The following is a 23,216-nucleotide window of genomic DNA, read 5'->3' on the forward strand; positions in this document are numbered from 1 at the left end:
TTTGCCGCGTTCGCCGCGCGGGAATCGGAGCTCAAATCGGCGGCGAATCAGGCTGATTCGAACATACCGCAACGATTCCGACCCGTTCCGTTAAATTCGGAGCCGACATGTCGGGCAATCCGCGGCGCGATCCGATTTCCGCCCCGTGATGCAACGAGGCAACGGTAGTCTTGCGGATCACAAAACGGCAAATCCGGCTCAAATAAGCCTGATATGTCTTGAATGTGCCGCTATCTTCCGTCATCTGGCCGTTAACGGTCCGATCGGGCTTGGGGACTATACAAGAGCGATGATGATCAAACATTTTCTGACGATATGCGCTGCCGCAACGCTCGCTGCGGCCGGAACCTCGCTCGCGCAGGCTCAGAGCTATCCGGTCCAGCAGGTGCCGTCCTACGGCGCACCGTCGGAGTATCGCCCCGGCGATCGCACGCCGAATTTCGATGCGCTGGACGATGACGACGACGGGATGCCGCATGCATCGTTGCCGCCGCCCGGCCCGGCTGACGATCCGCGCTATAGCCGCCCTCTCGGCGCGCCCCCGGTCTATTCGGCAGCCCCGCCCCAGGGGCCGGTGATGTCGCCGGACGATCCGCGTTATGGCCGTCCGGCAGGCGCTCCGCCGGTCTATTCGGCCGCGCCGCCGCAGGGCCCGGTGATGTCGCCCGATGATCCCCGTTACGGCCGCCCCGCCGGTCCGCCGGCGGTGATCTACGCCGACCGTCCTCCCCAGCAGGCTCCTGCCAATGATGGCCTCCGTCCGCCGGAAGCTGTTGGCGGTCCCGCCGCGACCGGAACGGTTCAGGCCGGGCAGCCGCCCGTCGGCACCGATGGCCGCCCCGTGACCTTGGCTGCGCTACCGCCCGAGGAGCAGCCGGACGCTGCGCCGGTGCAGCTGCCGCCGAACCTGCGCCGCCAGGAGGTTTCGTTCCAGACCAAGGAGCCGGCCGGCACGCTCGTGGTCGATACGCCCAACACTTACCTCTATTACGTGCTCGGCAATGGCCGCGCGATCCGCTACGGCGTCCGCGTCGGCCGCGACGGCTTCACTTGGACCGGCGTGCAGAAGATCACCCGCAAGGCCGAGTGGCCGGATTGGCATCCGCCGACCGAGATGATCGAGCGCCAGCCCTATCTGCCGCGCTTCATGGCCGGCGGCCCCGGCAATCCGCTCGGCGCCCGCGCGATGTATCTCGGCTCGACCGTCTACCGCATCCACGGCACCAACCAGCCCTCGACCATCGGCAAGTTCGTCTCGTCGGGCTGTATCGGCATGCTGAACGAGGACGTCTCCGACCTGTTCGATCGCGTCAAGGTCGGCACCCGCGTCGTCGTGCTCCCCGGTGGCCCACCGCCGGGAACGGCGACCGCCTCGGCTGCGCCGACGCCCGGCGCTGGCACATCCGGTGCAGCTGGTCCGGCTCCGATGTCGGCCCAGGCTGGTCCGGTCCCCGGGACGCAGCCGACGGTGGTGCCGCCGCTGCCTGCCCCGGTTACCGTACGCTAAGCGCTACAAGAAATCTGATAGAGCGAAGGGCGTGCCATCGGCACGCCCTTCATCGTTTCAGGCCAGCCTACGCGGCAGCTCGCTGCCTTTGGTGAAGGCATCGACCGCCTCGACCATCTGGCCGTAATGGATGCCAAGACCATCCTTGGTGGCGTAGCCGAGATGCGGCGTCAGCACGAGGTTGTCGAGCTTGCGGAAGGGATGCTCGACCGGCAGCGGCTCGACTGAGAACACGTCGAGGCCGGCGCCTGCGATCCTGCGCTGTTGCAACGCCTCGAGCAGCGCCTGCTCGTCCACGATCGGCCCGCGGGCGGTGTTGACGAGGAACGCCGTCGGCTTCATCCGGGCCAGGTCCTCGCGGCCGACGAGACCGCGCGAGCGCTCGCTCAGCACCACATGGATGGTGACGATGTCGGCCCTGGCGAACAGCTCCTCCTTGGTGGCGTAGCCGACGCCGGCGCCCGCGCATTTCTCCGGCGTCAGGTTCGGACTCCAGGCGATCACGTTCATCCCGAACGCCTTGGCGATCCCGGCCATCTTGCTGCCGAGCTTGCCGAGCCCGACGATGCCGAGCGTCATGCCCTCGATCTCGACGCCGGCAAAGGTCTGCCAGGGCTCGCCGGCATGCATGCGCGCATTTTCGCGGCCAATGCCGCGGGTCAGCTCCAGGATCAGGCCCATGGCCAGCGGCGCGGTAGGATCGCGGGAATATTGCGTGCCGCCGACGGCGACGCCGCGCGCTTTCGCAGCTTCCATGTCGATCGCGGCGTTGCGCATGCCGGAGGTCAGGAGCAGCTTCAGCTTCGGCAGGCTCTCGAACAGGCTCTTGGGGAAAGCGGTGCGCTCGCGCATCGCGCAGATGATCTCGAAGTCGGCCAGCGCGCTGGCCGCGGCCTGCTCCGAAGCGAAGGGGTGGCTGAACACGGTGACGTCGATGCGGTCGGACAGTCTCTGCCAGTCGGCAACATCGAGCGCGAGGTTGAAATAATCGTCGAGAATTGCACAGCGCAGCCGGCTCATCAGCGTTCATCCATGGCGAGGGGTGAGGGCGCTGGACGAGCGCCATCGTCGGACCGGGCCATGGTTGCGCGCAATCGCAGCAGCGCGCAAGCCGCCTGCGTCTTCAAAAATCCAACAGCAGAGCGGCCTTAGAGGTCGCGGGGCTTCAGGCGGAACGGCGCATCCATGCCGTGCTTGGCGCGCCAGGCGGGTCCGGGGCCGCGCATGTAGTGCAATTCGGGCCGGTAGGGATTGAAGGCGGTGGCGAAGAAGCGCTTCCAGAATCCCTTGATCTCCGAGGCGAAGTCGGAGACGTGGCCGGCTTCTGCCGGAACAGGAAGAGAATGGGTCTCGATCAGAGCCATGATGCGGCCTCGCTGTGCTCCCGTTCGTTCTGAGCGGTGGCGCTGTTTCCGCGCGCGAAACCGAGCTTTCGGCCTGATTTATTAAAAGATGGTTTCAATTGTCCGGATCGGTGGCCGGATGGTGTCCGGTCCGTAATCACCCGTGGTGAACGGACGGAAAACGTTGCCCTTTTGGGACGGGGTCGCTACATCGCTGGCAAAGCAAATTTCCTCAAATCGAAGGTTTTCGGGACCGATGGCGCGCCAGTTCATCTACTTCATGCAGGGCCTGACCAAGAGCTACCCGACCCGCAAGGTGCTCGATAACATCCATCTGTCGTTCTACCCGGACGCCAAGATCGGCGTGCTCGGCGTCAACGGCTCGGGCAAGTCGACCCTGCTCAGGATCATGGCCGGCCTCGACAAGGAATACACCGGCGAGGCCTGGGTCGCCGAGGGCGCCCGCGTCGGCTATCTCGAGCAGGAGCCGCAGCTCGACCCTGCGCTCTCGGTGCGCGAGAACGTCATGCTGGGCGTCGCCAAGAAGAAGGCGATCCTCGACCGCTACAACGAGCTCGCGGTCAACTACTCGGAGGAGACCGCCGACGAGATGACCAAGCTGCAGGACGAGATCGAGGCCCAGGGCCTCTGGGATCTCGACAGCAAGGTCGACCAGGCCATGGACGCGCTGCGCTGCCCGCCCGACGATGCCGACGTCGCCAAGCTCTCGGGCGGTGAGCGCCGCCGCGTCGCGCTGTGCCGGCTGCTGCTCGATCAGCCCGAGCTCCTGTTGCTGGACGAGCCCACCAACCATCTCGACGCCGAGTCGGTGTCGTGGCTGGAAGGGCACCTGCGCAACTATCCCGGCGCGATCCTGATCGTGACCCACGACCGCTACTTCCTCGACAACGTGACGGGCTGGATCCTCGAGCTCGACCGCGGCCGCGGCATTCCCTATGAGGGCAATTACTCGTCCTGGCTGGTGCAGAAGCAGAAGCGCCTGGAGCAGGAGGGACGCGAGGACGTAGCGCACCAGAAGACGCTGGCCCGCGAGCAGGAATGGGTCGCGTCCTCGCCGAAAGCGCGCCAGGCCAAGTCCAAGGCGCGCTACCAGCGCTACGAGGAACTGCTCAAGAAGGCGAGCGAAAAGCAGACCCAGACCGCGCAGATCATCATTCCCGTCGCCGAGCGGCTCGGCGCCAACGTGGTCGATTTCGATGGGCTCAGCAAAGGCTTCGGCGATCGCCTCCTGATCGACAACCTCACGTTCAAGCTGCCGCCCGGCGGCATCGTCGGCGTGATCGGTCCGAACGGCGCCGGCAAGACCACGTTGTTCAGGATGATCACGGGTCAGGAGAAGCCGGACGCTGGGACCATCACGGTCGGCGAGACCGTGCATCTCGGCTATGTCGACCAGTCGCGCGATGCGCTCGACGGCAAGAAGACCGTGTGGGAGGAAATCTCCGGCGGCAACGAGCTGATCCTGCTCGGCAAGAAGGAAGTGAATTCGCGCGGTTATTGCTCGTCGTTCAACTTCAAGGGCGCGGACCAGCAGAAGAAGGTCGGTGCGCTCTCCGGCGGTGAACGCAATCGCGTGCATCTGGCCAAGATGTTGAAGTCCGGCGCCAACGTGCTGCTGCTCGACGAGCCGACCAACGACCTCGACGTCGACACGCTGCGCGCGCTCGAAGAGGCGCTGGAGGATTTTGCCGGCTGCGCCGTCATCATCAGCCATGATCGCTGGTTCCTCGACCGCATCGCGACCCACATCCTGGCCTTCGAAGGCGACAGCCACGTCGAATGGTTCGAGGGCAACTTCCAGGACTACGAGAAGGACAAGATGCGCCGGCTCGGCCAGGACAGCATCATCCCGCACCGCATGAAGTACAAGAAGCTGACGCGGTGACGGCGGCATGATGCGGCGGGCGCTCATCGCTGCGGTGATCGCGGTCACCTGCGGCTGGTCGACCGCCCGCGCCGCTGACGCAGCCTTCACCCAGTTCATCGCTTCGCTCTGGCCGGAGGCGCAGGCCGAAGGCGTCTCGCGCAAGACATTCGACGAGCAGATGCGCGGGCTCGAGCCGGACTACAAGCTGCCCGACCTGATCCTGCCCGGGCGCCCCGCGACGGGCGCGCCGTCGCAGGCCGAGTTCGTGCAGGTGCCGGCGGATTATGTCAGGGAATCCTCGATCGCGCGGCTGGCCGGCGAGGGGCAGCGGTTGCTGCAAAAGCATCGTGCCGTGCTGAGCGAGATCGAAAACAAGTCCGGCGTGCCGGCCACCGTGATGCTGGCGATCTGGGGCCGCGAGACCGATTATGGCCGCTACACGCTGCCTTACGATCTGGTCCGCGTGCTGGCGACCCAGGCCTATGTGGGACGGCGCAAGGATCAATACCGCACCGAGTTCATCCTGGCGCTGAAGCTCCTCGGCGAGGGCGTGGTGACGCGCAAGGACATGCGCTCGTCCTGGGCGGGCGCCACCGGGCTCACGCAGTTCCTGCCGTCCGAATTTTACAAGCACGGCGTCGATTTCGACGGCGACGGCCGCATCGACATCTGGCACTCGGTGCCGGATGCGCTGGCCTCGGCCGCGCAGCAGCTCGCCAACAAGGGCTGGCAGAGCGGCGTGCGCTGGGCCTATGAAGTGCAGGCGCCCGCGAAGGTCGATTGCACCACTGGCGTACCGGAGGTGACGAAGCCGATCGGCCAGTGGCTGCGCGAAGGCTTCGTGCCGGTGCGCGGCCAGCGCCTGAGCGCGGCGGAGCAGGCCCAGCCGGCCTCGCTGCTGCAGCCCGAGGGCATCTACGGCCCGTCATTCCTGACCACCAAGAACTACTTCGTCATCAAGGAATACAATTTCTCCGACCTCTATGTGCTGTTCGTCGGCCATCTCAGCGACCGCATGACCAGCCCGCTGCCGTTCGCAACGCCCTGGTCGGCCTCGAAGCAGTTGCGCACCAAGGATGTCGAGACCATGCAGCGCGGGCTGACGCGGATCGGGCTCTACAAGGACAAGATCGACGGCAAGGCCGGCATGCAGACGCGCGCGGCGCTGGGCGCTTATCAGAAATCGGCGGGGCTCAAGGTCGATTGCTGGCCGAGCGAGGAGGTCCTCCGCTCGATCCAGACGTCGCGCTAGCGAAGCGGCAAGAAAAAAGCCCGGCCGATGCTCTCGGCCGGGCTTCCCGATCGCGGCGCGCATGCGCCAATGCGATCAGATCAGGCAATCAGATCAGTAGCAGACGCGAACCGGACGGCTGACCCAGCCGTAGCCATCCCAATAGCGCTCACGACGCCAGTAGCAGGGCGCGGGCGGCGGGGGCTCGGCGATATAGACGGGACCGCCATAGGCCGGACGGCTCGAGGCGATCGCGCCGCCGACAATGGCGCCACCGATCAGGCCGGCCGCGATGCCGGCGCCGACGTCGCCGGCTTTCGCGGACGGCGTGGCGGTGACCAGCGAACCGGCGACCGTCGCGACCGTGAGGGCGGCAACTAAAGTCTTCTTCATGCTCAGGGCTCTCCTGGGAGATGGGTTCCTCTGGTTAGAGGCGCCCGGGTTTCAAAGGTTCACGCACACTCTGATGGAATTGGCCGTCCGGCTAGGAAGCGCGCAAATGGTCAATCCACGGTAAACGCACACGGAGCTGTGACGAGAAAAAGCGGTGTTTTTCAGGCCCCGAGATGAACAGCGCATCCGTAGTGAACCGGTGCAGCAGAAGCCGTCGCAGTGAGCCAGTTCGAGGCGGCTCAGCCACAGACCCTGACGCGGCGGATACGCCAGGCATAGCCGTCCCAGAAGCGCTGCTTCTGCCAGACGCAGCCGCCGCCATAATATCCGCGGCCATAATAACCGTCGGAGACATAGCCGGGACCCGGCGCATAATAGCGGGGCGGGTAGTAGCCGGGTTCGTAATAGCCCGGACCGGGTCCGTAATAATACGGAGAGGCCAGCGCGCCGCCGACAATGGCGCCGCCGATGATGCCCGCGGCTACGCCCACGGCGACACCGCGCTGGGCGTGAGCCGGAGTTCCGGCCGCCACGGCCAGGGTCGCGACCGCTGCGACCGCCAGGAGCAATTTCTTCATTGGCTTGACCTTTCGTACAAACACGCTGGAACCCTTTGGGGCAGAGTTCCATACTTCGCTTGAATGATCAATGAACGGCCCCTTTGCCGGGCGCGACCAATTCATGTGAACCGGGTCTGCCAGGAAGCGACGATGGGCAACGCGATGATGAACGCACTGATCGCAGCGGGGGTGGTCTCTGCGATCGGCTACGGCTGGCTGGTCCACCTCCAGAATCGCCGCCGACGCTCGCGCGCCGGAGCCGGTGGTGACGGCGGGAGCAGCAGCGAGACCTCCTCCAGCGGGACAAATGACGGCTTCTCACTGGGAAGCTGGTTTTCCGGCGACAGCACCGGGAGCACCACCGACAGCGGCAGTTGTTCCAGCAGCGACAACGGCGGCGGCGGCGGCGGGGATTGTGGAGGGGATTGTGGAGGTGGCGGCGACGGTGGTGGGGGCGGCGGCGACTAGATCCGCTCTAATCTTGATCCACCGCAACGCCGGGTTTTGAAACCCTTCTAGGCTGTCCGTGGGCCAGTTTGGAATAGCTTAAAATACCGGTTTTTCCTTTTGCATCCGGCCGGCCCGTTAAATATCGATGATGACGCATCACCGAAGGGCCTGCCGCTTCCATGATCGTTTGTTCCTGTAACGTGCTGAGCGATGACGACATCCGCGCCGCCGTCGCCGAGTCCGACGACGCCGTGCGCCATGCCAAGCAGGTCTATGGGTGCCTTGGCTGCAGCGCCGAATGCGGTCGCTGTGCGCGGACCATCAAGACCATCATCGACGAAGCCCTCGGCCCCTGCGCGCAATCCTGCTGTGCCGGCTGCCCCCACAGCCACACCGTCGCCGCCAACGACGAGACGGCCGCGCCCGCCCAGTTCGCCCTCGCGGCCTGCTGACGTCTTCCCGCCGGATCGGCAGAGCTTTCCCCGGTTGCGTCTCGGTAACCGGTTGCCCTCATCCGCAAATTGACTTAGAAACGTTCTAAATTCGGCTTAGGGCCGATTTGGAATGCAAGAGCTGGAGTGAACCATGCAGGGCGACGCAAAAGTCATCGACTATCTCAACAAGGCGCTGCGTCACGAACTGACTGCGATCAACCAGTACTGGCTGCACTACCGCTTCCTCGACAATTGGGGCCTGCTCGACATGGCCAAGGTCTGGCGCAAGGAATCCATCGAGGAGATGGAGCATGCCGACAAGCTCACCGCGCGCATCCTGTTCCTCGACGGTTTCCCGAACATGCAGGTGCTCGATCCGCTGCGCATCGGCCAGAACGTCAAGGAGATCATCGAGTGCGACCTCGCCGCCGAAATGAGCGCGCGGGCGCTCTATCAGGAAGCGGCGACCTACTGCCACGGCGCCAAGGACTACGTCACGCGCGACCTGTTCGAGAAGCTGATGAGCGACGAGGAGCACCACATCGACTTCCTCGAAACCCAGCTCGACCTGATCGGCCGCATCGGCCTCGAACTCTACACCCAGAAGCACGTCGGCGGGCTCGAGGGCGAGGGGCATTAGGCCCTGGCTCCGGCCCATCCATTCGTCATGGCCGGGCTTGACCCGGCCATCCACATGTTGCCGCGCGACTCAGACGTGGATGCCCGGGACAAGCTTGGGCATGACGGTTCGTTTGCGGAACCACGCCCCAACTACAACTGCGTTTTGTAGAGTTCTTCCACGCTCTCCTGGCTGGCCGGTTCGCCGAGGCCGGTCTGGTCGTGAATGACCGTGACGATGCTCGGCATCACCGAGCGCTGCACCTTGTCCGACGACCATAGCTTCGAGCGCATCAGCGCCTTGCCGCAGTGGAAATAGACTTCGCTGACGGCGACGTTCAGCACCGCGCGCGGCGGCTTGCCGAACTCGATCATGGACGCGAGCAGGTCCGGATCGGCCGAGAGCGTGCCGCGTCCGCCGACGCGCAGCGTCTCGTCGATGCCGGGAACGAAGAACAACAGCTGCACGAAGCCCGAGCCCTCGACGACGTTGCGAAAACTGTCGATCCGATTGTTGCCGGAGCGGTCGGGCATCAACAGCTGGTTGGGACCGGCGACGTGGACGAAGCCGATGCCCCCGCCGCGCGGCGAGGCGTCGACGCTGCCGTCGGCTCCCGACGTCGCGAGCACGCAGAACGGCGACATCTCGATGAACTTCTTCGCATGCGCGTCGATCGCGGGACGCGCTTTCGCGATCACGCGCGGGCTCGGCTTGGCATAGATGGTGGCGAGGTCTTCGGCGCAAAGATGGGTCAACGGCGTGCCTCCGCATCGGATTGGCGGCAACCTACCCGATCGGGCCGTTGCCAGCCAATGGAATCGATCAAGGCGCGCTAAACCGCATCCGCCGGCACGAAGCAGCTGATGATGATGGCGCCGCGGTGGTGGACGTACCACACGACGGCCTGGCCGACCGGATTGCCCTGATCGCGGATCACCGCGCGCCCGGGCACCTCCATCCATTGTCCTTCGATCGGCACCCAATAGACGCCGCCGCGCACGTCGTACTCGGTACGATGGCCGTCGGAGATGTCGCAGCAGGGCACGCCGTTCGGCGCGATGACGCTCTTGAACCAAGCGCGGATGTCGGGCGGAACATGGTCGTATTGACCGTTGTCGCGCGCGAATGCGGCGCTCGTCAGCGCCGTCATCGCGGCCAGCCAAACGCACAATGCGAGGCTGCGCATGCGGTCCTCCTCGTCGCGTGTCGTGCGATCGGCGCAATGGTCTCGCGCGTCGATTCGCATCGTTGGCGCGATTAAGCCCGAGCTCCCCGCGCATTGCATGCTCAAATAATATGCGGCGCCGACGCGTCGCACATGATGCGTTGCAAAATCAGCGGCGCGCCGATTCCATGGTTTGCTGGGGCGTGCTCTCCAGCCATTGCCTGATCTGCTCGCGGTAGAACTTCGCATTGCCGGTGGTGCCGTGGCCGCGCGTCTCGGCGCTGGCGGGGATCAGGTACAGCTTGCCGTTCTTGACCCGCTTCATGGCCGCGTCGGTGATGCCGGTCTCGGGCGGATTGCGCTCGTCGTCGGCGGAATTGATCAGGAGCAGCGCCGCTTCAATGGCCTCCAGCTTCTCGCCCGCATTGTAGTCGTGTGAGGACTCCCACTGGTAGACGAAGTCGTTGGCATCCGCCGTGATAGGCGTCGCGAGCCGGTCGTCGACCATCTTGTCGGCCTTGGCCGCGGTCGGCGCCTGCGCTTGATAGGCGAGCGTGCCGCCGATGCTGGCGATGCCGTAGGCCGTGACGGCGTACTTCATCATGCGCGGCTGGCTGGTGTAGTTGCCGCCATTGTAGTCGGGATCGTTGCGGATGGTGTCGAGCATGATCCGCCGCATCATCCAGTTGCGCGAGGCCATCTCGGTCGGCTGCGAGGCCATCGGAATCAGCGCGTCCATCGCCTTCGGATATTTCTCGCCCCACAGCCAGGTGTGCATGCCGCCCATCGAATTGCCGATGACGAGCCGCAAATGCTTGACGCCGAGGCCCTCCGTCACCAGCCGGTACTGCGCCTCGACCATGTCGTCGTAATTGTATTTCGGAAACCTCGTCTTCATGCCGTCGGACGGCTTCGACGATTTGCCGTGGCCGATGCTGTCTGGAAGGATGATGTAGTACTTGGCGGTGTCGAGCGGTTGCCCAGGGCCGAACAGCTCGCCGCCGAAGGAAGGTCCCAGCATGCCGGTGCCCGAGCCGCCCGTGCCGTGCAGCACCAGCACCGGCTGGCCTGAGGGCTCGCCGACCGTGGTGTAATGCAGCTTCAGCTCAGGCATGACCTCGCCGGTGTGGAACTTGAAATCCTTGGCGATCCAGTCGCCCTGCCTGGGGGCGGGGCGATCGGCGGCCGTCGCCGACATCGAAAAGGACAACAGGACGGTCGATAGCGCGGCGCAAAGCACCTTCATGTATCTCATGTCTCTCTCCCCGTTGCGGCTCGTCGTCAGCGGCCGCGTTGCGATGGAACTTAGCAGAAATGCGGGGAAGGATGTAGGATTTCGGCTGCGCCGATCGTCTTCATGGAAACATCCGGAGAGAGGCCTGCATGTGCCGCAACATCAAGACGCTGTTCAACTTCGAGCCGCCGGCCACGGAGGACGAGATCCATGCCAGCGCACTGCAATTCGTGCGAAAATTGTCCGGCTTCAACAAGCCGTCGCAGGCCAATGAGGCGGCGTTCGACCGTGCGGTGGCGGAAGTCTCGGAGGCCGCGCGAAGATTGCTGAGCTCGCTGCACACCCATGCGCCGGCGCGCGACCGCGAGGTCGAGGCGGAGCGGGCCAGGGAGCGCTCGCGGCTGCGCTTCAGCTAAAGCAAGATCCGGAAACGGCGCAGCGCCGGCCACTCCTTCCGTGATCTGGCTCACGGTATGGGCGGCCCGGCCTTGCCATGATGTCCGCCGTGGGTTTTTGACAGCCCGGGAGCACGATCATGAGCCGCCCCCTTCTTCCTCTGAAAGCAGGTGCCATCGTTCTCACGCTGTTATGGACGGCGTGGATGATGTGGTGGAGCGGCTCGTTCTCGAGCGCCCAGGTGATCATCCTTGCCCTGTGCGGCGCGGCGGTCGGCTATCTCTGGTATCGCGCCATGCGCTGGCAGTTCGAGCGCATGGGCTTGCTGCCGCACAAGGACGATGCGTCCGGCGCGTCCTGATCGGCCCGTGTCCCGGACGCGGAGCGCTGCTTCGCCGCGCGCTAGTCCTGATAGGCCGGCACCTCGATGCCGGATGCGGCATAGAGCTTGATCTTGTTGCGCAGCGTGCGCACCGACAGGCCGAGCACGCGTGAGGCGCGGGTGCGGTTGCCGTCGCAGCGCGCCAGCGTCTGCAGCACGAGCTCGCGTTCGACCTCGTCGACGGTGGCGCCGATCAGAAGTGGAACGATCTGGTTGGGGGCAAGAAATTGGGCGCCCGGTTCGGACGCAGCGACGTGAACAGTGGTCATCGATACACTCCCCGATCAACGCCCGCTTCCATCGTTGGAAGCGGATCGAGAACAAACGACCCCCAAGCCGTAGATCTACGGTGATCGGGTTTGGTTAATGAAAGGTTAATTGCGGGGCGCCGCACCAGATGACCTCAGGAATGCCGCGAAGCCGCCGCGATTGGCGGCGGCTTCGCGATGAATCCGGTCATACCGTCCGATAGCCGCCGTCCACCATCACGATCGTTCCGGTGACATAGGCCGACAGGTCCGAGGCGAGGAAGAGCGCGGGCCCGACGATATCCTCGGGCTTGCCGGTGCGTGCCAGCGGGGTGTGGTCGACGAAGGCCTGCACCAGCGCCGGATTGGTCGCGCGCACGTTGGCGTTGATGTTGGTCTCGATGAAGCCCGGTCCGATCGCGTTGACGCGCACGCCCTCCTTGCCGAGCTCGACCGCGAGCGCCTTGGTGAAGCCGAGCACGCCGTGCTTCGAGGTGGTGTAGGCCGCCGAGCTCGGCGTGCGCAGATGCACGAAGGACTGGATCGAGCCGATGTTGACGATGCGGCCCTTGCTGGCGCGCAAGGGAGCGAGGAAGGCCTGCGTCACGTTGAAGACGCCGTTGAGGTTGAGCGAGATGATGTCGTTCCAGTCCTTCGCCACCGTCTCGGTCTCGGCGGTGAAGGCGTTGCGGCGGGTGATGCCGGCATTGTTGACGAGGATCGAGACTTGCCCGACCTTGTCGGCGACTTGGCTAGCCAGCGCGAAGCAATCCTCGCGCCGGGTGACGTCCAGCGCAAAGCTCTCGGCCTTGCCGCCCGAATTCCGGATCTCCTGCGCGGCCTCCGCAGCGGTGTCGGCATTGACGTCGAGCAGCACCACCTGGGCGCCCTCGCGCGCATAGCCGGCGGCGATCGCGCGGCCGATGCCGGAACCGGCGCCCGTGACGACGGCGATGTGGTTTGCGAGCAAGGCCATGACCTATTCCTCCCGATTTCGTTTCGAAGTTTCACGAAACGCTAACTCGAAATTAAGGGGCCGGAAACGGCAGCCTTGGCATACTGATCGTGATTGCTAAACGTTGCGCGCATGATGGAACGGCTCGACTCCCGGCTGGACTCTTGGAAACTCGCCCTCGAACGGCTGCGGTCGGCGCCATCCGCCGACTTCGCCGAGGCGGGCCGGCTCGTGGCCGAGATCGCGCGGTCGAGCGTCGACGTCACGCTGCGCCAGGCGGCAGAGCAGGCGCTTCCGGTGCTGCGCCAGGCGGCAGGCAACGACGATCACGGCGTGACGCTGGCGGCGCAGCGCCGCCTCGGCGTGGTGCTCGAGGTCGTCCATGATCTGACCGCGCCGCGCTTCGGCCGCCGCAATGCCATGCCGAAGAAGCTCTCCCGCGAGGATCACGCCCGCCAGATGCTCGGCCTGCCGCTCGCGGTGCAGCTGACCTGCGAGGACATCAACCAGGCCTATCGCCGCGCGGCCAAGGGCATGCATCCCGACCGGGGCGGCAGCGCGCAAGGCTTCATCGACCTCGCCGCCGCGCGCGATCTCCTGATCCATCCCGGCGCGCACAAGGACGCGTGAGCGGGCTTGGCGATGTCTCGTAGGGTGGGCAAAGGCGCGATGCGCCGTGCCCACCATCTCTCTCGGTCTCAAAAAGATACGTGGGCACGCTTCCGCCTTCGCTCTTCGAGCTACGGCGGACAAGTCGCTTTGCCCACCCTGTACCCTTCTAGCGTTCGGAGGCCAGTCAGTTGGTGTAAGCTGGTCGGCCGGGCCGATCCGCCGGGAGCCGCCTTGCCCACCTGTGCCTTGAGCACCGACGTAGGACCCGCGCCACACCGGCTCGCAAAAGCATAGGCAGCACAGCCATACCCGACATCCGATACCGATGTCCTGACATCAACGGGACCGGCGCTCACCCCACTTTGATGTCAAATGCCCAAATGGCTCACAGGCTCTACGAGAGCTCGCTAACCCGCCAGCACCTTCGCGATCGCCCGCAGGTCCTGCCACGCCAATCGCTTATAGGACGGCGAGCGCAACAGATAGGCCGGATGGAACGTCGGCAGCGCCCGGATGGTGCGCGCGCCCGTCTCGTAGTCGAACCAGCGCCCGCGGGTGCGCATGATGCCCTCGCGCGTTCCCAGCAGCGTCTGGGTCGAGGGGTTGCCGAGCGTCACCAGCACGTCCGGATTCACCAGCTCGATCTGGCGCTGGATGAAGGGCAGGCAGATCTGCGTCTCCTGCGGCGTCGGCGTGCGGTTGCCGGGCGGCCGCCACGGAATCACGTTGGCGATGTAGGCGGTGCTGCGGTTGAGGCCGATGGCGCCGATCATCAGATCGAGCAGCTTGCCGCTGCGCCCGACGAAGGGCAGGCCCTCGATGTCCTCGTCGCGGCCCGGCGCCTCGCCGACGAACATGATGCGTGCCTGCGGATTGCCGTCGGCGAACACCAGCCGCGTCGCGGTGTGCTTCAGCGCGCAGCCCTCGAAGTTCTGCATCAGCTCGCGCAGCGCTTCCAGCGTCGGCGCGGTGCGCGCGGCCTCGCGCGCGGAGGCGATGGCGATGTCGGGAGCCGGCGCGGCCTCGCCGCGCATCACCGCCGGCGCGGCGAGCGGCCGCGGCACCTCGATCGCAGGTGCGATGCGCGGGGCCGCCGGGGGAGCATCCAATTCCGCCAGGCGGTCGATCGGTTCCTCGGCGAGCGCGCAGTCGACACCGGCCTCCAGATAGAAGGCAAGAAGCTCTCGGGCGGTGGGTGCGGGTTCGGGGATCATGGAAAGTCAGACTTTTATATCAGTTTGGGGCGCCTTGCATCCCAGCGAAATGCATTTCCGCTGTTGTCCTGCCCGGAAAAATCGGAAACAAGAGGGCGCAAACGACCGAGGACCGTCTCGAGGGCTGAGATCAGATGAGCACCGAAGAACTTCCCCCGCGCGAATCCATGGAATTCGACGTCGTCATCGTCGGCGCCGGCCCCTCGGGCCTGGCGGCCGCGATCCGGTTGAAGCAGCTCAACGCCGACCTCAACGTCGTCGTGGTGGAGAAGGGCTCCGAGGTCGGCGCGCATATTCTCTCCGGTGCTGTGATCGATCCGGCCGGGCTCGACAAGCTGCTCCCGGACTGGCGCGAGGATTCCGACTGCCCGCTCAAGACTCAGGTCAAGGACGACCGTTTCTACTGGATGACGGGCGCCGGCGCGATCAAGCTGCCGAACTTCCTGATGCCGCCGCTCATGAACAACCATCACTGCTATATCGGCTCGCTCGGCAATGTCTGCCGCTGGCTGGCGCGCAGGGCCGAGGCGCTCGGCGTCGAGATTTATCCGGGCTTTGCCGCGGCCGAGGTGCTCTACGACGAGGCGGGCAACGTCAAGGGTATCGCCACCGGCGACATGGGCATCGGCCGCGACGGCAAGCCGAAGGACTCCTTCACCCGCGGCATGGAATTGCTCGGCAAGTACACGCTGTTCGCGGAAGGCGCCCGCGGCAGCCTGACCAAGCAGCTCATCAACAAGTTCGCGCTGGACGCCAACAGCGAGCCGCCGAAATTCGGCATCGGCCTCAAGGAAGTCTGGCAGATTGACCCCGCCAAGCATCAGAAGGGCCTGATCCAGCATTCCTTCGGCTGGCCGCTCGACATGAAGACCGGCGGCGGCTCGTTCCTCTATCATTACGACGAGAATCTCGTGGCCGTCGGCTTCGTCGTTCACCTCAACTACGACGATCCCTATCTCTCGCCGTTCGACGAGTTTCAGCGCTTCAAGACCCATCCCTCGATCCGTGGCACTTTCGAAGGCGCCAAGCGGCTCGCTTACGGCGCGCGCGCCATCACCGAGGGCGGTTATCAGTCGGTGCCGAAGCTCAGCTTCCCAGGCGGCGCGCTGATCGGCTGCGCGGCCGGTTTCGTCAACGTGCCGCGCATCAAGGGCGTGCACAATGCCATGGGCACCGGCATGCTCGCGGCCGAGCATGCCGCAGCCGCGCTTGCCGCCGATCGGGCCAATGACGAGCTCGTCGAATACGAGAACGCCTGGCGGTCCTCCTCGGTCGGCAAGGACCTCTTCCTGGTCCGCAACGTCAAGCCGCTGTGGTCGAAGTTCGGCACGGTGATCGGCGTCGCGCTCGGCGGTTTCGACATGTGGTGCAACACGCTGTTCGGCGCTTCGCTGTTCGGCACCCAGTCACACGTCAAGCATGACCGCGCCACGCTCGATCCGGCCAAGCAGCACGCGCCCAGGAACTACCCGAAGCCCGACGGGAAGATCTCCTTCGACAAGCTGTCCTCGGTGTTCCTGTCCAACACCAACCATGAGGAGGACCAGCCGGTCCATCTCAAGGTGACCGACATGAACCTGCAGAAGACCTCCGAGCACGACGTCTTCGCCGGTCCCTCGAATCGCTATTGCCCCGCCGGCGTCTATGAGTGGATCGAGGAGGGATCGGGTCCGCGTTTCCAGATCAACGCCCAGAACTGCGTCCACTGCAAAACCTGCGACGTGAAGGATCCCAACGGCAACATCACCTGGGTTCCCCCGGAGGGCGGCGGCGGCCCGAATTACGAGGCGATGTAAGGTAGGTCATTGCCAGGGATCTGCCGCACGTTCGCGTGAGGAGCCGGCTGCGGCCACCCGCCGCGGCCACGATAAGGCCATAGTGGCGGCGTCTTGGGGCGCTGTTGGCGGATTTACTTGCCGATTTGGCCCGCGTGGCGGGGATCGCCGGGTCCGAATCCTTGCGGCGAAGCGCCAAAAGCGGCATTGTCGGCCCAACAATTCCGGGTCCGGATGCCTCCGGCAGCGTCCGCATGCGATATGGCCATTGCTGCAAACCCAGGCACTACCAACTCAAGGCGAGCCCTGATGTTTTCAAATCGTTTCAACCGCTGGACTGTTGCCGCCATTGCCCTCGTGGGCACAGCGATCGCGGCCGTCCCCGGCAGGGTGCTGGCGCAGACGCCGGACCATCCCTCCGACACGGCGGCGCAGTTTCCGACCCGAAACGACCTGAAGTCGCTGACGGGTGCCGGCAGCTATCTTGCCGCCCGTCACGCCAGCGTCGAGCGCGACGCGGCCTCCGCCGCCGCATTCTACCGTTCGGCCCTGCGCACCGATCCGAAGAACAACGAGCTGCTCGACCGCGCCTTCATCTCGTCGGTCGCCGACGGTGACATCGACGAAGCGGTCAAGCTCGCCGAGCGCATCCTCACCATCGACAAGACCAACCGCGTCGCGCGTCTCGTCGTCGGCGTCCACGATCTCAAGGTGAAGAAGTACGCGGCCGCGCAGACCAACATCAGCCAGTCGATCCGCGGTCCGATCACCGACCTCGTCGCCACGCTGCTGTCGGGGTGGGCCGCCTATGGCGCCGGCGATGCCAAGGGCGGCGTCGCCACCATCGACAAGCTGGCAGGTCCCGAATGGTATCCGCTGTTCAAGGACCTTCACGCCGGCATGATCCTCGAACTCTCCGGCAAGGAGAAGGACGCCGGCACCCGCTTCGAGCGCGCCTACAAGCTCGACGATTCCATGCTGCGCGTGACCGAGGCCTATGCGCGCTGGCTGTCGCGCAACAACAAGGACTCGGCTGCCGCGACCAACGTCTATCAGGCCTTCGACAAGAAGCTCGCGCGCCATCCGCTGATCCAGGAAGGCCTGCGCGAGACCAGGGCCGGCAAGAAGATGCCGCCGCTGGTCGATTCCGCGCAGGCCGGCGCCGCCGAAGCCCTCTACGGCATCGGCGCCACGCTGACCCGCCGCGGCGGCGAGGATCTGGCGCTGGTCTATCTCCAGCTTTCGCTCTACCTGCAGCCGACGCACCCGCTGGCGCTGCTCTCGCTCGCCGATCTCTATGAATCGGTGAAGCGGCCGAAGATGGCGATCAAGGTCTATGAGCGCGTGCCCGCGACCTCCCCGCTCAAGCGCAACGCGCAGATCCAGCTCGCCATTGATCTCGATTCCGCCGACCGCACCGAGGAGGCGATCAAGATCCTCAAGGGCGTCACCGCGGAGGATGCCAAGGATCTCGAAGCCATCATGGCGCTCGGCAACATCGAGCGCGGCCGCAAGCGGTTCAGCGACTGCGGCGCAACCTATTCGCGAGGCATCGATGCCCTGACGCCCGGCAACGACAAGGCCAACAGCGTCTGGTACTATTATCGCGGCATCTGCGAGGAGCGCTCCAAGCAGTGGGCCAAGGCCGAAGCCGACATGAAGAAGGCGCTCGAGCTGCAGCCCGACCAGCCGCACGTCCTCAACTATCTCGGCTATTCCTGGATCGACCAGGGCATCAACCTCGACGAAGGCATGAAGATGATCAAGCGTGCCGTCGAGCAGCGCCCCGACGACGGCTATATCGTCGATTCCCTCGGCTGGGCTTATTACCGCATCGGCAATTACGAGGAGGCGGTGAAGAACCTCGAGCGCGCGATCGACCTCAAGCCCGAGGATCCCACCATCAACGATCACCTTGGCGATGCCTATTGGCGGGTCGGGCGCACGCTCGAAGCCAAATTCCAGTGGTCGCACGCGCGCGACCTCAAGCCCGAGCCGGAAGAGCTTCCGAAGATCGAGGCCAAGATCGCCAATGGTCTCGCCGACGACAATTCAAACTCTTCGGCCGCGCAGGCGGACAAGAAGAAGGACGACGGCAGGGGCGGCTGAGGTTTTGTTGGGGGCGTGTCGCCGATGCCGGCGTTGATCGAACAAGGACGGGCGAAGGTCAATCTGAGCCTTCGCGTGGTGGGCCGTCGTGCCGATGGCTATCATGATCTCGAAAGCGTGGTCGCGTTCGCCGACTGCGCCGACCGGCTCACGCTGGAGCCGGGGGGCGAGCTGAAGCTCACCACCACCGGGCCGCTGGCCGCGGCCTGCGGCGATACCGCCGACAATCTCGTGCTCAAGGCCGCCAGGCTGCTCGCCGAAGCGGTGCCGGGCCTGAAGCTCGGCGCGTTTGCGCTCGACAAGGTGCTGCCGGTGGCCGCCGGCATCGGCGGCGGCTCGGCCGACGCCGCCGCGGCGCTACGACTGCTCGCGCGTCTCAACGATCTCTCGCTCGACGATCCCAGGCTGCAGAAGGTCGCGCTTGCGACCGGCGCCGACGTGCCGGTGTGCCTCGTCTCGCGCGCCTGCGACATGACCGGCGTCGGCGAGCAGCTGCTGCCGCTGAGCCTGCCGAGCATGCCCTGCGTCATGGTCAATCCGCGCGTGCCCGTCGCCACTAAGGACGTGTTTCAGGAGCTCGGCCTGCGCAACGGTGAGTTGCTGGTCGGCGTCACCGACGTCATCCGTGCTCCGGCCTGGCCGGACGAGGGCGGATCGACGGCCGATTGGGTCGCAGTGCTCGAACGCGTTCCCAACGATCTCGAAGCGCCTGCGCTGCGCATCCAGCCGGTGATCGGCGAGGTGCTGGAGGCCTTGCGCGGCACCGCCGGCGTCCAGCTCGCCCGCATGTCCGGCTCGGGCGCGACGTGCTTTGCGATCTTTGGCGCGGCAAACGAAGCGCATGCCGCCGCCGAAAGGATTCGTCGCGATCACCCCGGCTGGTGGGTGCATGCGGGGACGTTGAGCTAGGTCTCTCCGCGGAGACGGTGCTGTAGGGTGGGCAAAGGCGCGACAGCGCCGTGCCCACGAACTTTCAGATACTGCGACGATGCGTGGGCACGCTTCGCTTTGCCCACCCTACGCCAGTCGAGCTAACCGCTGTCTTCTTCAGCCAGCCCGAGAAACCGCCTGATCTCGCCCAGCACCTCCTGGGGCTTGTCGTGCTGCAGCCAATGGCCCGCGCCGGCGATGGTCTCGACCCGCGCCTCCCGGAAATAGCGCTCCAGGCCTGCGGCCCTGGCGCCGGCGAGAAAGCTTTCGCCGGCGTTGAGCAGCAAGGTCGGGCAGGCGATGCGCGACCACAGCGCGAGATGATCGTCCGGCCAGAGCCGGTGCGGCGCCGATACGCGCTGATACGGATCGAACTTCCAGCTGTAGCTGCCGTCCTCATTCTGCCGCGCGCCGTGGGTGGCGAGATGCAGCGCGAGGTCGCGGGCGAGGCGCTTGTTGTGAAGCATCATCTGCGCCGCTGCGTCTTCGAGGGTCGTATAGCGGCGCGGCGTGCGCTCGTGCAGGCTGTCGAGCTGGCCGACCCATTTGCCGATGCGCTCATGCGCCGGCGGTTTCGGCGCGTCCGGCAGCATGGTCACGCCGTCGAGCACGACAAGCTTTGCGACCTGTTCGGGGAACGATCCTGAAAAGATCAGGCTCACCATGCCGCCCATCGAATGGCCGATCAGGGTGACCCGAGGCGCAGCGATGACGCGGACGAGCTGGGTGAGATCGTAGACATATTCGGTCAGGGCGTAGCTGCCGCCTCGGGTCCAGTCGGAATCGCCGTGGCCGCGCAGGTCCGGTGCGATCACGTGGAAATGGCGTTGCAACGACCGGGCGATGACGTCCCAGCTCCGGCAATGATCGCGGCCGCCATGAACCAGGATGAGGGGCGGCGCACTCTCATTGCCCCAATCGGCGTAATGCAGCCGCAGACCGTGCGATTCATAGAAGCGGCTCTGCGGAATGCTAACCATTTGCCGGCCGCCGCGCCAATGCCAGCGACAGGCCGAGACCCGCGATGAAGACGCCGGAGCCCTGGGCGAGACGCCGCATCAGATGCGGCCGTCCGATCAGCTGCGTACGGGTTGCGGAGGCCATCAGCACCACGACGATGTCGGCCAACGTGTTCAACGCCACCGAGATCGCACCCAACATGATGAACTGCAGCGTGGGGCTCGATCCCGCGGGATCGATGAATTGCGGAATGAAGGCGAGAAAGAACGCCGCGGTCTTCGGATTCAGCGCCTCGACCAGCACGTCGTCGCGGAACGCGCGATCGTCGCCGGCAGCTTCACTCTCGAGCGACAATACGTAGCTGGCGCTCCGAAACGTCTTGATGCCGAGCCAGACCAGATACAGCGCACCGACGAATTTGACGGCGGCGAACAATTCGGCGCTGGCGAGGATGATTGCGGAGATGCCGAGGCTGCCCGCCACCACATGAACCAGCCCGCCCAGCGCGGTGCCCGCGGTCGATGCAAAGCCGCTGGCGCGCCCATCGGACAAGGTCCGTGCCGCGACGTAGAAGATGCCGGGACCGGGCACGGCGGCGATGAGACAGGCTGCGGCCAGGAACAGCCAGATGTTGGTTTCAATCATCCTGTTTTCGTAGCGCAGCGGACCGCGATTGCAAGTCTTCAGGTTCGAAGAGCCCTCGTTTAATCCATGCGGCGGAAGATCACGCTGGCATTCACCCCGCCGAAGCCAAAGCCGTTGGAGATGGCATGCTGCATCGGCATCGGCCGCGCGGTGCCGGCGACGATGTCGATGCCATCGGCGCCCGCATCGGGGTCTTCGAGATTGAGCGTCGGCGGCGCGATCTGGTCGCGCAAGGCGAGCACGGTGAAGATCGCTTCCAGGCCACCGGCGGCGCCGAGCAGATGACCGGTGGCCGATTTGGTCGCGCTGACGGCAATGCCGCGGTTGCGGCCGAACAGTGCGGCGATCGCGCCGAGCTCGCTCTCGTCGCCGGCGGGCGTCGAGGTCGCGTGCGCATTCAGGTGCTGCAGGTCCGTGGGCGCTAGCCTTGCCTGCCGCAGCGCGATCTCCATGGCGCGGCGGGCGCCCTCGCCATCGGGCGGACCTGATGTCATGTGGTAAGCGTCCGCCGTCGTGCCGTAGCCGACGATCTCCGCGATCGGCCTCGCGCCGCGCGCAAGCGCATGCTCGAGCGCCTCGATCACCAGGATGCCGGCGCCTTCGCCCATCACGAAACCGTCGCGCCTTCGGTCGAACGGGCGCGAGGCACGCGCGGGCTCGTCGTTGAAGCCGCTCGACAGCGCGCGGGCCGCGGCAAAGCCGCCGAGGCTGACGATGTCGATGCAGGCCTCCGCGCCGCCGCAGATCGCGACATCGGCCTCGCCCAATCGGATCATGCGCGCGGCATCGCCGATCGCCTGCACGCCGGCGGCGCAGGCGGTGACCGGCGTGCCCAGCGGACCCTTGTAGCCGTATTTGATCGAGACGTGGCCGGCGGCGAGGTTGGCCAGGAAGGAGGGGATCGTGAACGGCGACAGCCGGCGCGCGCCGCGCTGCTCGGTGATGCGCACCGCCTCCGCCATCGCCGGGAAGCCGCCGACGCCGGAGCCGATGATCGTCGCGGTGCGCTCCAGCGCGCCTGCGTCCTGCGGCATCCATTTCGCCTGCGCCACGGCTTCTGCCGTGGCGAGCAGCGCGAACAGGATGAAGCGGTCCATCTTGCGCTGGTCTTTTAGCGCGGCAGCTTGCGCGGGATCGAAGCCGCCTTCTGCATCGTCGACCATGTCAGGCACGAGCCCGGCAATGCGTGCCGGCAGCACCTGCGCCCATTCGGGCAGCGGGCGCAAACCGCTTTGGCCGGCGAGCAGCCGGCGCCAGGACAGCTCGACGCTGCAAGCCAGCGGCGACACCGCGCCCATTCCCGTCACGACGATACGACGCATGTCAGTCTCCAGCCGGCGCGACAGCCGGGTTCATGGCCTTGAGCGAAGCGAGCCGTGTGCGCATCCCGCGGCTGGCGCGGGGCCCTGCGATCACGACCGCATTGGCGAGCGTGATGGGCCGCATGTCGGCGACGTCGACCACGACCGGATCAAGCGGGCGACGGTCGTTGCGGTTCGCCAGCACGATGGATTCGCCTTTCGGCGCGAGGTGCCTGTTGCCCCAGGCCAGCAGCGCCACGATCACGGGAAAGAAGTCCCGCGCCTTGTCCGTCAGCACATATTCGTAACGCGGCGGCCGCTCATGATAGCGGCGGCGGACGAACATGCCCGATGCGGTGAGATGGGCGAGGCGCCGCGACAGGATGTTCGGCGCGATGCCAAGGCTCTGCGCGAATTCGTCGAATTTCGTCACGCCCTGGAACGCATCCCGCAGGATCAGGATGCTCCACCACTCGCCGACCGTCTCCACGGCACGGCCGACCGGGCATTCCTGGATGGAGGGGGATTTTGGCTGCATGGGCGGAAGCTAGGCAAGTAGCTTGCAAAATGCAAGTCACTAGACAGGCTGGGCCGAGGCTGCGCCGCTCTCGTGCCCGGACGCAGCGCAGCGCTTCCCCGGCGATGCGAAGCATCGTCCGGTGCAGCGCTGCGCTGCAGAGCCGGGGCCATGTTGCCGATCACTGGGTGTCGCGTGGGTCCCGGCTCTGCGCAGCAGCCTTTCACGCTGTCGCGCGTCCGGGACACGAGAAGGAGCGGTGCTGGTGCATCTTGCTCCGTCATTGCGAGCGTAGCGAAGCAATCCAGGCTGTTTCCGCGGCGGCAGTCTGGATTGCTTCGCTATGCT

The 23,216-nt window shown here is 65.7% G+C and carries 26 protein-coding genes; 12 read left to right on the forward strand and 14 right to left on the reverse strand.

Translation table 11 applies throughout. The features are described 5' to 3' along the window. Positions 1–292 precede the first annotated feature (292 nt). Positions 293–1,507: a L,D-transpeptidase gene (locus DCM80_RS19685; RefSeq protein WP_257193218.1), complete on the forward strand. Its 1,215-nt coding sequence runs from the start codon at positions 293–295 to the stop codon at positions 1,505–1,507. A 57-nt stretch (positions 1,508–1,564) separates the two neighbouring features. On the opposite strand, the gene DCM80_RS19690 is transcribed toward DCM80_RS19685, so the two are convergent. Beyond that, on the reverse strand, positions 1,565–2,527 hold the full coding sequence (locus tag DCM80_RS19690; RefSeq protein WP_257176977.1) for a D-2-hydroxyacid dehydrogenase family protein: 963 nt from the start codon (positions 2,525–2,527) through the stop codon (positions 1,565–1,567). 128 nt (positions 2,528–2,655) lie between these two features. After that, positions 2,656–2,871, reverse strand: a complete 216-nt coding sequence (locus DCM80_RS19695; RefSeq protein ID WP_063201904.1) for a hypothetical protein — start codon at positions 2,869–2,871, stop codon at positions 2,656–2,658. Between the two features lie 235 nt (positions 2,872–3,106). Between DCM80_RS19695 and ettA the strand changes: the two genes are divergently transcribed. Further along, positions 3,107–4,756 (forward strand): energy-dependent translational throttle protein EttA, encoded by a 1,650-nt coding sequence (ettA, locus tag DCM80_RS19700; protein WP_257193219.1) that lies wholly within the window; start codon positions 3,107–3,109, stop codon positions 4,754–4,756. A gap of 7 nt (positions 4,757–4,763) precedes the next feature. Next, on the forward strand, positions 4,764–5,990 hold the full coding sequence (locus DCM80_RS19705; protein WP_257193220.1) for a lytic murein transglycosylase: 1,227 nt from the start codon (positions 4,764–4,766) through the stop codon (positions 5,988–5,990). Positions 5,991–6,083: 93 nt separating this feature from the next. On the opposite strand, the gene DCM80_RS19710 is transcribed toward DCM80_RS19705, so the two are convergent. Next, positions 6,084–6,362: a hypothetical protein gene (locus DCM80_RS19710; protein WP_028138143.1), complete on the reverse strand. Its 279-nt coding sequence runs from the start codon at positions 6,360–6,362 to the stop codon at positions 6,084–6,086. A 239-nt stretch (positions 6,363–6,601) separates the two neighbouring features. Next, positions 6,602–6,940: a hypothetical protein gene (locus DCM80_RS19715; RefSeq protein ID WP_257193222.1), complete on the reverse strand. Its 339-nt coding sequence runs from the start codon at positions 6,938–6,940 to the stop codon at positions 6,602–6,604. Positions 6,941–7,072: 132 nt separating this feature from the next. On the opposite strand from DCM80_RS19715, the gene DCM80_RS19720 reads away from it, so the two are divergent. The 3 genes from DCM80_RS19720 to bfr all read left to right on the forward strand — a co-directional run bounded on the left by DCM80_RS19720 (position 7,073) and on the right by bfr (position 8,446). Beyond that, positions 7,073–7,390 (forward strand): hypothetical protein, encoded by a 318-nt coding sequence (locus tag DCM80_RS19720; RefSeq protein WP_257193223.1) that lies wholly within the window; start codon positions 7,073–7,075, stop codon positions 7,388–7,390. A 161-nt stretch (positions 7,391–7,551) separates the two neighbouring features. Further along, positions 7,552–7,824 carry a bacterioferritin-associated ferredoxin gene (locus DCM80_RS19725; protein ID WP_257176983.1) on the forward strand — a complete coding sequence of 91 codons (273 nt, stop codon included), beginning with the start codon at positions 7,552–7,554 and terminating at the stop codon, positions 7,822–7,824. A 133-nt stretch (positions 7,825–7,957) separates the two neighbouring features. Continuing rightward, entirely contained in the window at positions 7,958–8,446 is a 489-nt protein-coding gene (bfr, locus tag DCM80_RS19730; protein WP_024339472.1) for a bacterioferritin, read from the forward strand. 131 nt (positions 8,447–8,577) lie between these two features. On the opposite strand, the gene DCM80_RS19735 is transcribed toward bfr, so the two are convergent. The 3 genes from DCM80_RS19735 to DCM80_RS19745 form a co-directional block, all read right to left on the reverse strand. Further along, complete coding sequence (locus DCM80_RS19735; protein WP_257193224.1) at positions 8,578–9,180, reverse strand: MSMEG_1061 family FMN-dependent PPOX-type flavoprotein; 603 nt, start codon at positions 9,178–9,180, stop codon at positions 8,578–8,580. 77 nt (positions 9,181–9,257) lie between these two features. Continuing rightward, on the reverse strand, positions 9,258–9,611 hold the full coding sequence (locus DCM80_RS19740; RefSeq protein ID WP_028138138.1) for a hypothetical protein: 354 nt from the start codon (positions 9,609–9,611) through the stop codon (positions 9,258–9,260). 148 nt (positions 9,612–9,759) lie between these two features. After that, positions 9,760–10,836, reverse strand: coding sequence for an alpha/beta fold hydrolase (locus DCM80_RS19745; protein WP_257197980.1), 1,077 nt, complete (start codon positions 10,834–10,836; stop codon positions 9,760–9,762). A gap of 137 nt (positions 10,837–10,973) precedes the next feature. Here DCM80_RS19745 and DCM80_RS19750 point away from each other — a divergent pair, with 137 nt between their 5' ends. Together DCM80_RS19750 and DCM80_RS19755 are read left to right on the forward strand one after the other, a co-directional pair. Then, the gene (locus DCM80_RS19750) at positions 10,974–11,240 is read left to right on the forward strand and encodes a DUF2277 domain-containing protein (protein WP_257193225.1); all 267 of its coding nucleotides are present in this window, start codon (positions 10,974–10,976) and stop codon (positions 11,238–11,240) included. Between the two features lie 119 nt (positions 11,241–11,359). Next, positions 11,360–11,581, forward strand: a complete 222-nt coding sequence (locus DCM80_RS19755; RefSeq protein ID WP_028138135.1) for a hypothetical protein — start codon at positions 11,360–11,362, stop codon at positions 11,579–11,581. Between the two features lie 41 nt (positions 11,582–11,622). On the opposite strand, the gene DCM80_RS19760 is transcribed toward DCM80_RS19755, so the two are convergent. After that, positions 11,623–11,871, reverse strand: coding sequence for a helix-turn-helix domain-containing protein (locus tag DCM80_RS19760; protein WP_028138133.1), 249 nt, complete (start codon positions 11,869–11,871; stop codon positions 11,623–11,625). Positions 11,872–12,058: 187 nt separating this feature from the next. Further along, complete coding sequence (locus DCM80_RS19765; protein WP_257193226.1) at positions 12,059–12,826, reverse strand: SDR family NAD(P)-dependent oxidoreductase; 768 nt, start codon at positions 12,824–12,826, stop codon at positions 12,059–12,061. Between the two features lie 111 nt (positions 12,827–12,937). Here DCM80_RS19765 and DCM80_RS19770 point away from each other — a divergent pair, with 111 nt between their 5' ends. Then, complete coding sequence (locus tag DCM80_RS19770; RefSeq protein WP_257193227.1) at positions 12,938–13,435, forward strand: J domain-containing protein; 498 nt, start codon at positions 12,938–12,940, stop codon at positions 13,433–13,435. A gap of 389 nt (positions 13,436–13,824) precedes the next feature. On the opposite strand, the gene DCM80_RS19775 is transcribed toward DCM80_RS19770, so the two are convergent. Next, the gene (locus tag DCM80_RS19775; protein ID WP_257193228.1) at positions 13,825–14,631 is read right to left on the reverse strand and encodes a uracil-DNA glycosylase family protein; all 807 of its coding nucleotides are present in this window, start codon (positions 14,629–14,631) and stop codon (positions 13,825–13,827) included. Positions 14,632–14,765: 134 nt separating this feature from the next. On the opposite strand from DCM80_RS19775, the gene DCM80_RS19780 reads away from it, so the two are divergent. From DCM80_RS19780 to DCM80_RS19790, 3 genes are all read left to right on the forward strand, one after another. Continuing rightward, positions 14,766–16,427, forward strand: coding sequence for an electron transfer flavoprotein-ubiquinone oxidoreductase (locus DCM80_RS19780; RefSeq protein ID WP_257193229.1), 1,662 nt, complete (start codon positions 14,766–14,768; stop codon positions 16,425–16,427). 288 nt (positions 16,428–16,715) lie between these two features. After that, entirely contained in the window at positions 16,716–18,515 is a 1,800-nt protein-coding gene (locus DCM80_RS19785) for a tetratricopeptide repeat protein (RefSeq protein WP_257193230.1), read from the forward strand. Between the two features lie 24 nt (positions 18,516–18,539). Then, positions 18,540–19,424, forward strand: coding sequence for a 4-(cytidine 5'-diphospho)-2-C-methyl-D-erythritol kinase (locus DCM80_RS19790; RefSeq protein ID WP_257193231.1), 885 nt, complete (start codon positions 18,540–18,542; stop codon positions 19,422–19,424). 122 nt (positions 19,425–19,546) lie between these two features. On the opposite strand, the gene DCM80_RS19795 is transcribed toward DCM80_RS19790, so the two are convergent. The 4 genes from DCM80_RS19795 to DCM80_RS19810 are packed head-to-tail and all read right to left on the reverse strand — an operon-like array spanning position 19,547 to position 22,889. Then, positions 19,547–20,425, reverse strand: a complete 879-nt coding sequence (locus DCM80_RS19795; RefSeq protein WP_257193232.1) for an alpha/beta fold hydrolase — start codon at positions 20,423–20,425, stop codon at positions 19,547–19,549. Next, positions 20,418–21,050, reverse strand: coding sequence for a LysE family translocator (locus DCM80_RS19800; RefSeq protein WP_257193233.1), 633 nt, complete (start codon positions 21,048–21,050; stop codon positions 20,418–20,420). Before DCM80_RS19800 ends, DCM80_RS19795 begins: the two co-directional genes overlap by 8 nt. A 59-nt stretch (positions 21,051–21,109) precedes the next feature. Continuing rightward, positions 21,110–22,372, reverse strand: coding sequence for a beta-ketoacyl-ACP synthase II (fabF, locus tag DCM80_RS19805; protein ID WP_257193234.1), 1,263 nt, complete (start codon positions 22,370–22,372; stop codon positions 21,110–21,112). A gap of 1 nt (position 22,373) precedes the next feature. Next, positions 22,374–22,889, reverse strand: a complete 516-nt coding sequence (locus DCM80_RS19810; protein ID WP_257193235.1) for a helix-turn-helix domain-containing protein — start codon at positions 22,887–22,889, stop codon at positions 22,374–22,376. Positions 22,890–23,216: the final 327 nt, after the last annotated feature.

This window comes from Bradyrhizobium sp. WBOS08 (assembly GCF_024585125.1).
In the GTDB taxonomy this organism is placed as follows: Bacteria; Pseudomonadota; Alphaproteobacteria; order Rhizobiales; family Xanthobacteraceae; genus Bradyrhizobium; species Bradyrhizobium japonicum_B.

Bases quoted from the DNA above. Each gene is read 5' to 3' on its own strand.
- bfr (WP_024339472.1), top strand. From the start codon at position 7,958: ATGCAGGGCGACGCAAAAGTCATCGACTATCTCAACAAGGCGCTGCGT.
- fabF (WP_257193234.1), bottom strand. From the start codon at position 22,372: ATGCGTCGTATCGTCGTGACGGGAATGGGCGCGGTGTCGCCGCTGGCT.
- DCM80_RS19770 (WP_257193227.1), top strand. From the start codon at position 12,938: ATGATGGAACGGCTCGACTCCCGGCTGGACTCTTGGAAACTCGCCCTC.
- DCM80_RS19800 (WP_257193233.1), bottom strand. From the start codon at position 21,050: ATGATTGAAACCAACATCTGGCTGTTCCTGGCCGCAGCCTGTCTCATC.
- DCM80_RS19765 (WP_257193226.1), bottom strand. From the start codon at position 12,826: ATGGCCTTGCTCGCAAACCACATCGCCGTCGTCACGGGCGCCGGTTCC.
- DCM80_RS19720 (WP_257193223.1), top strand. From the start codon at position 7,073: ATGGGCAACGCGATGATGAACGCACTGATCGCAGCGGGGGTGGTCTCT.
- DCM80_RS19780 (WP_257193229.1), top strand. From the start codon at position 14,766: ATGAGCACCGAAGAACTTCCCCCGCGCGAATCCATGGAATTCGACGTC.
- ettA (WP_257193219.1), top strand. From the start codon at position 3,107: ATGGCGCGCCAGTTCATCTACTTCATGCAGGGCCTGACCAAGAGCTAC.
- DCM80_RS19705 (WP_257193220.1), top strand. From the start codon at position 4,764: ATGATGCGGCGGGCGCTCATCGCTGCGGTGATCGCGGTCACCTGCGGC.
- DCM80_RS19745 (WP_257197980.1), bottom strand. From the start codon at position 10,836: ATGAAGGTGCTTTGCGCCGCGCTATCGACCGTCCTGTTGTCCTTTTCG.
- DCM80_RS19725 (WP_257176983.1), top strand. From the start codon at position 7,552: ATGATCGTTTGTTCCTGTAACGTGCTGAGCGATGACGACATCCGCGCC.
- DCM80_RS19795 (WP_257193232.1), bottom strand. From the start codon at position 20,425: ATGGTTAGCATTCCGCAGAGCCGCTTCTATGAATCGCACGGTCTGCGG.
- DCM80_RS19715 (WP_257193222.1), bottom strand. From the start codon at position 6,940: ATGAAGAAATTGCTCCTGGCGGTCGCAGCGGTCGCGACCCTGGCCGTG.
- DCM80_RS19760 (WP_028138133.1), bottom strand. From the start codon at position 11,871: ATGACCACTGTTCACGTCGCTGCGTCCGAACCGGGCGCCCAATTTCTT.
- DCM80_RS19695 (WP_063201904.1), bottom strand. From the start codon at position 2,871: ATGGCTCTGATCGAGACCCATTCTCTTCCTGTTCCGGCAGAAGCCGGC.
- DCM80_RS19785 (WP_257193230.1), top strand. From the start codon at position 16,716: ATGTTTTCAAATCGTTTCAACCGCTGGACTGTTGCCGCCATTGCCCTC.
- DCM80_RS19710 (WP_028138143.1), bottom strand. From the start codon at position 6,362: ATGAAGAAGACTTTAGTTGCCGCCCTCACGGTCGCGACGGTCGCCGGT.
- DCM80_RS19750 (WP_257193225.1), top strand. From the start codon at position 10,974: ATGTGCCGCAACATCAAGACGCTGTTCAACTTCGAGCCGCCGGCCACG.
- DCM80_RS19775 (WP_257193228.1), bottom strand. From the start codon at position 14,631: ATGATCCCCGAACCCGCACCCACCGCCCGAGAGCTTCTTGCCTTCTAT.
- DCM80_RS19755 (WP_028138135.1), top strand. From the start codon at position 11,360: ATGAGCCGCCCCCTTCTTCCTCTGAAAGCAGGTGCCATCGTTCTCACG.
- DCM80_RS19790 (WP_257193231.1), top strand. From the start codon at position 18,540: ATGCCGGCGTTGATCGAACAAGGACGGGCGAAGGTCAATCTGAGCCTT.
- DCM80_RS19810 (WP_257193235.1), bottom strand. From the start codon at position 22,889: ATGCAGCCAAAATCCCCCTCCATCCAGGAATGCCCGGTCGGCCGTGCC.
- DCM80_RS19690 (WP_257176977.1), bottom strand. From the start codon at position 2,527: ATGAGCCGGCTGCGCTGTGCAATTCTCGACGATTATTTCAACCTCGCG.
- DCM80_RS19685 (WP_257193218.1), top strand. From the start codon at position 293: ATGATCAAACATTTTCTGACGATATGCGCTGCCGCAACGCTCGCTGCG.
- DCM80_RS19740 (WP_028138138.1), bottom strand. From the start codon at position 9,611: ATGCGCAGCCTCGCATTGTGCGTTTGGCTGGCCGCGATGACGGCGCTG.